This window comes from Hydrogenovibrio marinus, assembly GCF_013340845.1.
Lineage (GTDB): Bacteria > Pseudomonadota > Gammaproteobacteria > Thiomicrospirales > Thiomicrospiraceae > Hydrogenovibrio > Hydrogenovibrio marinus.
Genome location: NZ_AP020335.1, coordinates 1320077 through 1332114, shown reverse-complemented (window position 1 = coordinate 1332114; position 12038 = coordinate 1320077). Strand labels below are relative to the sequence as shown.

At 43.4% G+C, this 12038-nt stretch carries 15 protein-coding genes; 7 read left to right on the top strand and 8 right to left on the bottom strand.

What is annotated here, in order from left to right; all coding sequences use genetic code 11:
- The first annotated feature begins 19 nt into the window (after positions 1–19).
- Positions 20–565: a ribosome biogenesis factor YjgA gene (gene yjgA, locus HVMH_RS06310; RefSeq protein ID WP_029909017.1), complete on the top strand. Its 546-nt coding sequence runs from the start codon at positions 20–22 to the stop codon at positions 563–565.
- A gap of 24 nt (positions 566–589) precedes the next feature.
- Here yjgA and HVMH_RS06305 read toward each other — a convergent pair whose 3' ends face one another.
- Genes HVMH_RS06305 through HVMH_RS06285 form a run of 5 tightly spaced genes read right to left on the bottom strand, consistent with a single transcriptional unit; the run spans position 590 to position 3580 of the window.
- On the bottom strand, positions 590–1486 hold the full coding sequence (locus tag HVMH_RS06305; protein ID WP_029909015.1) for a DMT family transporter: 897 nt from the start codon (positions 1484–1486) through the stop codon (positions 590–592).
- Positions 1487–1542: 56 nt separating this feature from the next.
- A complete protein-coding gene (locus HVMH_RS06300; protein WP_051622970.1) occupies positions 1543–2076 on the bottom strand; it encodes an asparaginase domain-containing protein in 534 nt (177 codons plus the stop codon).
- A complete protein-coding gene (lexA, locus tag HVMH_RS06295) occupies positions 2073–2534 on the bottom strand; it encodes a transcriptional repressor LexA (RefSeq protein WP_029909011.1) in 462 nt (153 codons plus the stop codon). The genes HVMH_RS06300 and lexA overlap by 4 nt, the downstream gene beginning before the upstream one ends.
- 56 nt (positions 2535–2590) lie before the next feature.
- Positions 2591–2890: a YciI family protein gene (locus tag HVMH_RS06290; RefSeq protein ID WP_029909010.1), complete on the bottom strand. Its 300-nt coding sequence runs from the start codon at positions 2888–2890 to the stop codon at positions 2591–2593.
- Between the two features lie 24 nt (positions 2891–2914).
- A complete protein-coding gene (locus HVMH_RS06285; protein ID WP_029909007.1) occupies positions 2915–3580 on the bottom strand; it encodes a septation protein A in 666 nt (221 codons plus the stop codon).
- A gap of 155 nt (positions 3581–3735) precedes the next feature.
- Between HVMH_RS06285 and HVMH_RS06280 the strand changes: the two genes are divergently transcribed.
- The 6 genes from HVMH_RS06280 (at position 3736) to HVMH_RS06255 (ending at position 8711) form a co-directional block, all read left to right on the top strand.
- A complete protein-coding gene (locus tag HVMH_RS06280; RefSeq protein ID WP_029909006.1) occupies positions 3736–4578 on the top strand; it encodes a PHP domain-containing protein in 843 nt (280 codons plus the stop codon).
- Positions 4579–4680: 102 nt separating this feature from the next.
- Positions 4681–5304, top strand: a complete 624-nt coding sequence (locus HVMH_RS06275) for an L-threonylcarbamoyladenylate synthase (protein ID WP_029909004.1) — start codon at positions 4681–4683, stop codon at positions 5302–5304.
- A gap of 50 nt (positions 5305–5354) precedes the next feature.
- Positions 5355–6008: a site-2 protease family protein gene (locus HVMH_RS06270; protein WP_029909002.1), complete on the top strand. Its 654-nt coding sequence runs from the start codon at positions 5355–5357 to the stop codon at positions 6006–6008.
- On the top strand, positions 6008–6961 hold the full coding sequence (gene rluB, locus HVMH_RS06265) for a 23S rRNA pseudouridine(2605) synthase RluB (protein WP_051622969.1): 954 nt from the start codon (positions 6008–6010) through the stop codon (positions 6959–6961). The genes HVMH_RS06270 and rluB overlap by 1 nt, the downstream gene beginning before the upstream one ends.
- A 32-nt stretch (positions 6962–6993) precedes the next feature.
- Positions 6994–7707, top strand: coding sequence for a hypothetical protein (locus tag HVMH_RS06260; RefSeq protein ID WP_029908998.1), 714 nt, complete (start codon positions 6994–6996; stop codon positions 7705–7707).
- 101 nt (positions 7708–7808) lie between these two features.
- Positions 7809–8711: a bile acid:sodium symporter family protein gene (locus HVMH_RS06255; protein ID WP_029908996.1), complete on the top strand. Its 903-nt coding sequence runs from the start codon at positions 7809–7811 to the stop codon at positions 8709–8711.
- A gap of 11 nt (positions 8712–8722) precedes the next feature.
- Here HVMH_RS06255 and HVMH_RS06250 read toward each other — a convergent pair whose 3' ends face one another.
- From HVMH_RS06250 to HVMH_RS06240, 3 genes are read right to left on the bottom strand one after another with little or no spacing between them, the layout of a single operon-like run.
- Positions 8723–8968, bottom strand: coding sequence for a SlyX family protein (locus HVMH_RS06250; RefSeq protein ID WP_029908995.1), 246 nt, complete (start codon positions 8966–8968; stop codon positions 8723–8725).
- Complete coding sequence (locus HVMH_RS06245; RefSeq protein ID WP_051622968.1) at positions 8953–10764, bottom strand: M61 family metallopeptidase; 1812 nt, start codon at positions 10762–10764, stop codon at positions 8953–8955. Before HVMH_RS06245 ends, HVMH_RS06250 begins: the two co-directional genes overlap by 16 nt.
- Position 10765: 1 nt before the next feature.
- Positions 10766–11806 (bottom strand): SLAC1 anion channel family protein, encoded by a 1041-nt coding sequence (locus HVMH_RS06240; RefSeq protein ID WP_051622967.1) that lies wholly within the window; start codon positions 11804–11806, stop codon positions 10766–10768.
- Between the last annotated feature and the right edge of the window lie 232 nt (positions 11807–12038).

The following is a 12038-nucleotide window of genomic DNA, read 5'->3' as shown; positions in this document are numbered from 1 at the left end:
CAAAGAAAAGGATAAGAAGATGGTTAGACCACGTAATGTAAACCGCGCCAAGACGCCTAAAGAAATTCCTGACTGGGAACAAGAAGAGTTTGAGAGCCGAACGGATATTAAAAAAGCTGCTCAGGCTGTTACCGATTTAGGTGAGAAGTTGGCGGAACTGTCTGAGTCCAAAATTAAATCCTTAGGCTTAACGGATGAGCTGTTAAATGCGATTTTGTTATTAAAGCGTATGGATAAAGGACCAGCACTAAAAAGGCAAAAAGCTTTTATTGGGAAGTTGCTTCGCAAGAATGAAGATTTAATTGTTGAAATCAAAGAAAAATTTCAGGAAGAAGAACAAAAAGCTCAGCAACAAAATGCACACTTTCATCGTTTAGAAAAATGGCGTGACCGTTTGGTCGAAGAAGGGGATGATGCCTTGAATGAGTTTTTGGAATCTTACCCACAAGCGGATCGAACGATTCTACGACAAGCCATTCGTAATGCTCAAAAAGAAGCTGAGCAAAACAAGCCGCCTAAATCCTCGCGCGCTATCTTCAAATACCTCAGAGGACTTGAGTGGTAGAAAGTGAGTTAAAAAAGCTCACTTTCACCGATTAACTTTTACTTTCCGATTAGGTTTACGGATTTTGTGTCCAAATTCGTAAACGATCAAGCCCGATATAACCAAAGTCACCCCTAACAGAATCATGCTATCAAGAGGTTCTTGGTTTAGGAAGTGTCCTAGAAATACCGCGACAATCGGCGTAATCAGGGTAATCAACCCAATTCTTACTGCATCTAGCCTTTTCAAAATGTAATAGTACAAAATAAAACCAAATACCGAGCCTACACTGCCTAAATAGAAAATAGCGCCAAGTGCTTTCATATCCATTTCAGGAAATGACAATAAATAGCTTGGATGTAAAATCGTATACACCGCAGCGCTTATCCAAACCGTACCTGCGACCACATGTGTATGAGGCACTTCATGGTTATAGCGTTTGACCAAAACTGTACTTAGAGAATGAAAGCTACTACCCAATAGTGCCAGCAATAAGCCATGAAGAGCCAGTGAAGAATGCCAATCCAAATGTGGGCTGAAAACCACGATTAAACCGCCAAAGCTGACAAAAATCCCCAATAGTTTATTGGATGTTAGCCTGAAGTTCTTCAACAAGAAATAAGAAAAAATACCTGTCAAAATTGGTGTCAATCCAAAAATAATCGAAATCCAGCCAGAAGGCATGGTTTGTGCAGCAAAATAGATAGGCGTCATTCCTCCGAGCATACCTAAGCTTGCTGCAGCATAAACTTTGAGTGCAGATGGTTTTAACGAAAATGACGTTTTGCCAAAGACAAAAACTAAGGGAATGACGATGATGGCACTGATCAAAATACGTGCAGCAACGCCAAAAAACCAATCAAGGTGCCCACTCCATTGAATTGCTAATGGCGTAGTGGCCCATATAAGGATAACTAAAAAATAGGCGACGGATACATTCATGCTTGGTCTCTTTAAATTTAAACTTTAACGAAATAAAAGAAGTGATTTTTTGAACGTTAGCGTCGAAGTCGTTCAAAAATGCCAAGCGATTTATTTTTGCAGACGTCATCCGCCTCAAAGCGAATTCCGTTCATTGTGATATAGACACCATTTTCAGATAGATTCGCCGCCATAATAGCCGTGCCCAAGTTGAAGCTAGCGTCCGAATCTCCGAGCATGAAAGGGCGCATAGCCCCTGTTAGAACAATAACTTTGTCTGCCAGCTCTGGACACGCCTTCAAATAGTGTGCAGTGTCTGTCATGGTATCGGTACCATGAGTGATGACGATTTTTTGCTGGAGTGCTTTAATGCAGGCTTCGGCAATTGTTTTTCTGTCTGCTTGCGTCATGTCCAAGCTGTCTTTTAGCATTAAGGTTTGAACCGAGTGCAAGGATGCATTGGCTTGAGACAGCATTTGTGGAGCATGCGTGGACGAGAACTCAAGTTCGCCGGAAAGAGCATTGTAGTTTTTATCCAGAGTGCCGCCTGTTACCAGTAGAAGTAACTCTGATTGGTTGTCAGTAATGGATGACGGCGGTTGGTCTTTCATGGTTGACGTAGGATTCCTGTAACGATTCCTAAAATTTCAATTTGCTCGTTGGTGATATAGATAGGTTCCATTTCACTATTTGCAGGTTGCAATCGAATACCGTTTTTTTCGATGTAGAACTTTTTCATAGTTACTTCTTCGTTGTTGATGCGAACAACGACCGATTCACCATTCTCTGCGGTTGAGCGTCTTTCGATAATGACAATATCGCCATCCTCGATGTTTTCTTCAATCATGGAATTTCCTTTAACACGTAGTGCAAAGGTTTCCTTTTTAACCATGGTTTTGGGAACAGCGATGGTGTCGTAGTCCATTTCCATTTGAATCGGCTGACCAGCTGATGTCCAACCAAGCAAAGGAATTTGGACGAAATCGACATCCACCATTTCTAGTGGATCGGCTTCAGCCAATTGAAGTTTCTGATTACGTTTTGGAATCAAGTAAGCTACATTCGACATTGCACACCTCTGGTTATGTTTGCCCAATTAGGTTTTATTCTAACGACTAAACTTGATTAAGGTAACACTTTTTTGAAAGGTTTTACTTCTACCTTTTTATAAACCCCGGCAGCAAGGTAAGGATCTGCATTAGCCCATGTCTGTGCGGCTTCCAAAGAGTCAAACTCAGCGACAATCAAGCTTCCCGTAAAACCCGCTTCACCTGGCTCTTCACTGTCAATCGCAGGGTTTGGACCTGCAAGCAGTAATTTCCCACTTTCTGACAGCGCTTTTAAGCGTGCAATATGGTCAGGGCGAGCACTTGCTCTCAACGGCAAGCTGTTTGGAACGTCGTAGGCAAAAATAGAGTAGTACATCGTTTTTCCTGTTCTGAATCGTAATTATTTGGTGTCTGGTGAAGCGGGTGGTTGACCTTCGTCGTCTTTCTCTTCTTGCTGGTGTTTGGCGACGACAACCGAGTCCATTTCCACATCTGCAAGGGTTTCCATCGCTTTTTCATTCACCTCGTTGGCAACGTTGTCATCCTGAATATAACGGGAAATATAGACACCTTGAACCAAAATAAAGGCAAGCGTTAAGCCCATCAAACCGAAAAGCTTGAAGTTAACCCAAGTGTCTGTGTCATAGTTGAAGGCGACATAAAGGTTGGCAATACCAGAAAAGATGAAGAAGACCACCCACATGTAGCTCAAGCGAATCCATACTTTTTCAGGCAGGTATAGCGCTTGATCCATCAAACGTCTGACGATTGGCTTTTTGCCGATGAAATGACTGCCAAGGAAAACAAGCGCAAAGCCCCAGTTAACAATAGTTGGCTTCCATTTGATAAAGGTTTCATCATGGAAAATTAGAGTGGCGCCACCAAGGATGATGATCAAAGCAAGTGTGACCAAATGCATGTTTTCGACGCGCTTGTTTTTGAAGTAGACATAGCCTACCTGCAAGACTGAAGCGGCGATAGCAACAGCAGTTGCGACATAAATTCCAAAAAGTTTAAAGGCTATAAAAAAGAGGAGGATCGGAAAAAAATCGAATAATAATTTCATGTTTTTGAGGTAGTCTTGTTAGAGTCTTATTTGTTTAGTTCCTGCATTTTATCTGGGTTATCGGGCTAAATAAAGTTAAAATGCTGTAGAAAAGGTGGAAACTTGGTGTTGCTGCCACAGTTACATCAACTTACGTTTGAAGAATTTTTGCTCACATGTCCGATTTCAAAGCTGACTTTCATTGTCATACTCACATATCCGATGGCTCACTGTCTCCTGAAGCCCTAATTTCTTTGGCGAAGGAAAGGCGAGTAACGCATTTATCTATTACCGATCACGATACGACCCTAGGATATGAATTGGCAAAACCTTTTGCCGATGAGCAGGGCATAACGTTGATTTCCGGAACGGAAATTTCTTGTCAGTGGCAAGGCCATACAATTCATGTTGTCGGTCTTGATGTCGATGTGATTAACAGCGACTTACAAAACGGCTTGAAGATGAACCGCGTCAAGCGTTGGTTACGTGCTTTTGAAATGGATACCAAGGCGCAGAAACGTTTCCCGAGTTTATTAACTGACATTTTGCCAAAACTGGAGTCTGGTATGATCGGGCGAAACCATTTTGCGCATGCATTGATTGAGCGCGGCATTGTTAACGATCAACCAAAGGCATTTGACCGTTATTTGAAGAAAGGTCGTCCCTTGTATGCACCAGTGGATTGGCCAGACATCACAGAAGTGGTTGAGTGGATTTTAAGTGCAGGCGGTATTGCGGTCATCGCACATCCACACATTTATAAAATGGGCGCAAACAAACTCAACAAAATGATTGAGACGTTCAGGGATGCTGGTGGACAGGCTATCGAAGTGGTCAATCAACCAAGAGTTTGCTCCGATCAAATGGGGATGGCAGATCGTGCAAAACGTTTTGGCCTCTATGCCTCTCTAGGAAGTGATTTTCACCGTCCTGAGCAATCATGGAGAGGGTTGGGGTGGTTGTCTCCTATGCCTAACGGCGTCGATCCGGTATGGAACCACTTTAAGTCCCCAGTATAAGCCGTTCAATCAGTCCTCAATACTCTGCACATTCATTGTTCTTTTTCATATAATACGCAGCAACTTTAATGTCATAGAAAATAAGCTATATCGGTAAAAGCTGTGCGAAAAGACTGTCAATATATTTCCGTTCATCCTGACAACCCTCAGGAGCGACAACTCAAGCAAGTGGTTGAAATTCTTAATTCAGGCGGTGTCATCGCTTATCCGACGGAGTCAGGTTATGCGCTTGGTTGCTTGCTGGATAACAAAGAAGGGGCAGATCGCATTCGCGCTATCCGTCGCTTGGATGAAAAACATGATTTCACCATTATGTGTAAGGATCTCAGCAACTTATCGGAATACGCTAAGGTTGGAAATATCCAATTTCGTTACTTAAAGTCCCATTTACCTGGACCCTACACCTTTATCTTACCAGCAAGCCGAGAGGTGCCGAGACGTCTGCAAACCCCTAAGAAAAAAAGTATAGGATTAAGGGTTACTCCAAACATTGTCGCCAATCACTTGCTAGAATATTTTGACAAGCCCTTGATTTCTGTATCATTGATTTTGCCGGGTGAAGAGCTGCCGATGACAGATGGTTGGTCTATTCAGGAGCAAATAGGTCATGCTTTGGATGCTGTTTTGGATGGCGGCTTTGGTGGTTTTGAGCCAACGACAGTGATTGATTTTACGGATGACGTTCCGGTATTGATACGTCAAGGTCAGGGAGAATTCAGCGAGTAACGTTCAAAGTTGAACCTCGTCTTTCATAACGCAATGGCAAAGGATTTCAGATGGATGAATTAACGATTATGCAGAAAATTGCGGTGTGGTCCATCCCCGTGATTTTCGCCATCACCCTTCATGAAGTCGCTCATGGCTGGGTAGCGATGAAGTTTGGAGATCGTACTGCGGAATTGCAAGGCCGTTTAACCATCAATCCTTTGAAGCATATCGACCCCTTCGGTACAGTCATAGTGCCAATCGCCTTATTGATCATGGGGGGCTTCATCTTTGGATGGGCAAAGGCCGTTCCGGTCAACCCGAGTAATTTCAAGAATCCTCGAAGAGATATGGCGTGGGTCGCTGTCGCCGGCCCAGTTTCTAACTTTTTGATGGCTATTTTCTGGGCAATCATCGCGCGAATTGGTTATGGACTGGACTCTCAGCCAGAGATTGCTCAGTTCATGACTTATACCGGCACTGCAGGTATTGCCATTAACTTGGTGTTGATGGTGCTGAACATGATTCCTATCCCGCCGTTGGATGGTAGTAGAGTATTGTCGGCATTTTTATCGCCACGTTTAGCGTACAATTACAATCGTATAGAGCCTTATGGTTTCTTTATCTTATTAGGCATGATGTTGCTAGGATTCCTCGGGCCGATTATTTCCGGACCTTACCAGGCATTTCAGCAACTTATTTATCAAATAGTCGGACTCGCATAATGAATAAAACACCAAACAAATCGGCATCGCCGAAAACTGCAAAGATCGCAGCAAATCCTGCTGGCGAAAAATTGCAGAAAATTTTGGCTCGAGCGGGTTTCGGATCACGCCGAGAAGTTGAAAAACTGATTGAAGCCGGTTTGGTCAAAGTCAATAACCGTGTGGCGACACTGGGTGAAAGAGCTTTACCAACGGATACCATCAAGGTTAAAGATCAACCTGTTAAGGAAACGCGCCTAGCCAAGCAATCTACGCAAGTTATCTTGTACAACAAGCCCGAAGGGCAAGTTTGTTCCCGCAAAGATGAAAAGGGCAGAGACACGGTTTTTGCGCATTTACCGCGCATTATTAACAGCCGCTGGGTGAGTATCGGTCGTTTGGATTTGAACACTTCAGGTTTGTTGATGTTCACCAATAATGGCGAGCTGGCCAATCGCATGATGCATCCATCCTATGAAATCGAGCGCGAGTATTCTGTACGAATTTTTGGCGAAGTGACTGATGAGATGATTAAAACCTTGAAAAAAGGGGTTAAGCTTGAAGATGGCTGGGCAAAATTCGACAAGGTTGAACACTTGAAACTACAAGAAGAAGACTCTGTTAACCAATGGTTCCGTGTTGTGCTGAAAGAAGGTAAAAACCGTGAAGTTCGACGCATTTGGGAATCTCAAGGGGTGCAGGTCAGTCGCTTGATCCGTACACGATATGGTGAGTTTAGTTTGCCGAGAACATTACGACGCGGCAAGGTTGAAACCCTGACCTGGAAGCAAGTAAACCAGCTATTAAAGAGCGTTGGCTTACCACTTGACCCAAGACCGGATTTAACACCGAAGGCGGCACCAGACTATTCTAAATCAACTTCAAACAACAAGCGTAGCAACCCAGCGGGCAGCTTAAGAGGAAGACCTTCTTCTAGCCCTTATAAAGGTAGGCAGCGCGGAGAGAATCAGTAACCCCCAACCTGGCAGATTTTGAGTGAAAAATTATGTTGGATAAAAACCTATTAACCAATGGCATTAGCCTGATTATTGTTTTGATTGGAGTCGCTTTTCATAATCATTGGATTATGATGGCAGGCGCATTTGCTTTGTCTGGTGCGTTGACCAACTGGCTAGCAATCTACATGTTGTTTGAGCGGGTTCCGGGCTTGGTTGGATCAGGGGTTATCCCAAACCAATTTGAACAATTTAAAACCGCCATCAAGAGCCTGATGATGGCGCAGTTTTTTACTCAGGAAAATATCGATCGTTTTGTTCAAGCGGAAACCGCATCGCCTCAGTTGAAGCTTGCGCCGGTTATCGAAAAGGTAGATTTAACACCCGCATTCGATAAGTTAGTTGAGGTTATCATGCAATCTAGCTTTGGCAGCATGTTGGGTATGTTTGGCGGCGCCAGCGCACTAACACCACTTAAAAATCCTTTTATTATCAACATGAAAGAAGCGTTAATTGAAATGACGCAAAAAGATGAATTCGTTGAGTTGCTACAAGCGGAAATCGATCAACCTAATGTTATCTCAGAGATTCGTCAGCAAGTTGAATCCATCATCGAATCCCGTTTAGAAGAGTTAACGCCGCAGTTGGTTAAGCAAATGGTTCAACAAATCATCAAAGAACACCTTGGTTGGCTCGTGGTTTGGGGCGGAGTGTTTGGTGGTGTCATCGGTCTGCTTTCCGCTTGGGTATCTCAAGTCATTTAAGAGTATTTACTTTCGCCGTACAGCAGAATAAAGCTGTCACCAAAATCTGCCAGGTTGGGATAGTCACTTAATTTGAACAACAAGAATGCTATGCAATAGTTATGCTAAACCTTACGACGAGACTGTTTCCACTTTGGGTTTTGCTGGCCTGCTTTTGGGCGTATCAGCAACCCGATGAATTCACAGCACTAAGGCCTTGGATTACGCCGCTTCTGGCGCTCATTATGTTCAGCATGGGGTTGACGCTTCATTGGCAGGACTTCCAACGTGTTCTCTCTGAAAAACGCGTAGTCATGCTTGGTGTTGCCATTCAATTTATCGTGATGCCGCTTGCGGCATTATTGCTTTCCAAAGCCATGAATTTCTCGCCTGAACTGACCGCCGGGATGATGTTGGTGGGCACGACAGCAGGCGGTACTGCCTCGAATGTCATAGTTTACTTAATCGGTGGGCGTGTTGCGCTCTCTATCAGCATGACGCTGGTCTCAACTTTATTGGCTGTTGCGCTGATGCCTTTGTTGACTTGGCTTTATCTGAATCAGATGATTACGGTACCTGCCGGTAAAATGCTGTCCAGCTTGTTGATGATTGTGCTGCTGCCGGTTGTATTGGGAATGTTGGTGATGCATTTTTTGAAAACCAAACTGTTGTCAGTACAGCCATTCCTACCTTTGGTTTCGATGACATCCATCGTGTTGATTATCGCCATCGTCGTTGCGTTGAACCACGACAGAATGTCAACAGTAGGTGTAGCGATTATCTTTGCTGTTATATTGCATAATCTGATTGGTTTAGCTTCTGGATACAGCATTACTAGGCTGTTGGGCTACGATGTTCAAACCAGTAGAACCGTGGCAATAGAAGTTGGTATGCAAAACTCAGGTCTGAGTGTTGCGTTGGCGTTAAAGTATTTTAGTCCAGTCAGTGCGTTGCCAGGTGCATTATTCAGCATTTGGCACAATTTGTCAGGTTCATTATTGGCCGCTTTTTGGCGGCACAAATAACGAAAAAATATTTAATAGTGAGGCGGGGGACTTTCCTCGCTCGGCAGCTTGATTTGGCTCCCCATTTCGGATTTCATGTTCTTTAAGAAGTCCGAAAGCACCTTCAATTGATGTTTTAACTCCACGATGTCTTGTTGCTGCTTGGCAACCAAGTGACTGAGTTGATCAACTGTTTCATCTTGATAGGCTTGATGGATTTCCAATTGATGAATTTTGGCTTCCTGTTCAGAAACGCGCACATCTAATTCTTCAGCCATGACAAAGCCTCTCCATATTGATTGTTTTTTTCCAAAACGACTCGATCCGATACTAAATGGTTGAATTGTATTTCCGTTTCCATAAGTTCATCACGCCTGAAATAATGGCAGCTAACTTTGTCACCCAGCTCACAACCTTTCAAAAAGCTTTCCACCGCATCTGTAGAGACCATTTTGTAGCCATTCAAAGCAATGATTTCATCTGATGCTGCGATACCTGCATTGTGAAGCGCCAAGTCATTCCATACATGCGTTACTCGCACGGTTTGATGCTCTGTTGTTTGTAGGTTTGCGCCTAGCTGTACAGGGAAGTTGGTTTCCTCGGTAGTGCCACCCGTGTCTTTCAATCCTGTTGCCGGACGTAGTGTGAAATCAACACCAAAAGGTGAGAATAGGTTTTCAAAAGGTAAATCTTCCTTCTCAAACAGATGTTGCTTGAAAAAATCTGTCAGATCGACACCTGAAACCTCCGCACAAATCTGCTCTATTTCACCTTCGCACAGACCTTTTCGGGGCAGGCCATGATTTTGCCAAAGTGCCTTTAGAACATCCACAAGGGTCTTTTGGTTTTGCGTTTGCTGACGAATAAGCAGGTCTAAACCTAAGCCGATTAAACTGCCTTTGGTGTAGTAGCTGATAATGGCATTGGGAGCATTTTCATCCTGCTGATAGAATTTGGTCCAAGTTGTTATGCTAGACTCTGCTACGGATTGTTTGAAGCGCCCCGGCATGCGATAGACACGCGTCATTTCTTTTGACAGGCGCTTAAGGTAAGTGTCAGAGTCAACCAAGCCTGCCATATTCAAAAATAGACCATCGAAGTAAGAAGTAATGCCTTCAAACCACCATAGTTGGTTGGTATAAACAGGTTCAGATAAGTCCGATGTTTGATAGACGGCTGGTTGAATTCTCTTTACATTCCAACTATGGAAATACTCATGCGAGCACAACTCTAGGAATTGAATATAACCATCCGTAGGTTTTGCATCCGTTGTATAAGGCAAATCACTTCTAGAACACAGTAGTGCAGTAGAGTTGGTGTGTTCCAACCCTCCATAGCCGTTATCAGTGATCATGACTTGAAATAGATATTCATCAAACGGATAGGGCTCACCAAATAAGCTCAACTCTGTTTCGCAAATAGCTGTTAAGTCTTTGATTAGTTGATCTTTGTTCAGTTTTTGTCTTTCAAACTTTCCGGTAAAAGCAACACGATGAGGAACGCCATTGGCAACAAACGCAATCTCAACAAAATCACTCACTTCAACTGGATATTCAATTAAATCTCGGTAGTTTTCTGCACGGTAGTCACCAAAACCAAATGGATCAACACTTACCTTTGGTAGAGTGGAAGCTACGCGCCAACCTTGCTGTTCGCTTAGGTTAGTTTTCGGTAAAGAAATTTCGTACGGCGCGTCGGCAAAATCATCAACACGCAGAAACACAGACGTCCCATTAAAGAAGGCATGCGTTTGATCAAAGTGTGCGGTACGTACCGATAAATCCCAGGCATAGACCTGATAACTGACTTCAAGGCTACCAAGCACGTTTTCATCCGTGCTCAAAAGCTGCCAATGAGACTTGTCGAGTATCCGGATTTCCAAGGCTTTGCCATTGCTATCTTTTGCGGTCATGCCAATGAGGTTTTTGGCAAAATCTCGGATTAGATAACTGCCAGGAATCCAGCTAGGCAAACTTAGATTCAGCGTTGTCTGGTTAACGTTCTCAATACGAAGGTGTACATCTATTAAATGAGCATGTGCCTTTTCTAGACTGATGGTGTAATGGATTGTCATATTAACCTTGGTTTTGTTCTGTTTCAGAGGGTTCCACTTGCTTTGGTTCTGCTGGTGGCGGTATGCAAAGCTTTTTGTTCTTGATTGCGATAAACGTTTTTAGCGTTAGATGTAGAACCAAGGCGGAAAGCACTGATAAAAAGAACGCGGCAAAAAAGCCAAATGCGTTCATGTGTAGCTTTTCGTACATCATAAAGCTGGCATTGGCAATGGTTGCGATCGGGAAGGTGTATGCCCACCAAGATAAAGAAAATGGAACCTTAATAAAACGCCAAATTTGCGTGAACAACAATAGCGCAAAGAATAGGGCGGTGTAATAAAGCACTCGACCAAAGTTATCAATTGAATCGCCGTGCTGAATCGCTAAGTAGGACAAAAAGCCCATTGCAGGCGGTGCAATTAAAATAAACAAGGTCGGTTCCATCAACCTGAGCATTGGCGGATGGAAAAACAATCGATACATAACAATGGCTAATAGAATCAACCAGAACACCAAGCCGATGCTGAAATAAAACCATGCGATTTCATGGAATCCGAATTGCATTGCCGGCAGTGGCGCAACAATGTTACCAACAACCGGGATAAACCAAGCCGGCGTCATTTGGTTGATTTGCCATTTTTCATGCAAAATCCAGGATTGCACAACATAGAAGGTCAGTACCAGTTGGGCAAGGGCACCAATGATAAACATCCCTTCTGAAAGGGTCGGCGCGATATCTTTATAAAGAACCGACAAAAGCAATAGGCTGATACTGGCAGTAGGAAAGAAGTTGACTGCTATCGGGTGATTGATTTCTTTGGTTACGGCATCCTTGTATTTCAACAGCTTAACACCGTAAGCTAATGCAACCATAATAAAAAACAACGTTGTAATCGCCGTTAGCGCCAAGGCAACGGTTTGCGACATTCCTAAAATAGTATGTGCATTATGAAAGCCAATGGTTAAACCCGCATAGCCCATAATGGCTCCGAAAAGTGTAATCGGGAAGAAGATTATGCGGTCAGGTGTCGTTTCGGTAGAAATAGTTTGTTGTTCAGTCATGGTGTCCCCAAACGATAAGCGATGTTGCAAAGAAAAATTGGATTTACGGCTATTATAATGACTTGCCGAAAAATTGTTATCCTTCAGCCCCGCATAATCCTAGCGTAAGTATTTTGGGCGTGAAGAAATGATTGAATATTTCCAGTAAGTTCACCATACTTTTAACTAGTGAATATTAATTCCATGCACCGAAAAGCGAAAGGAACCCCGTAAACCGATGGAAAAAAGCCCC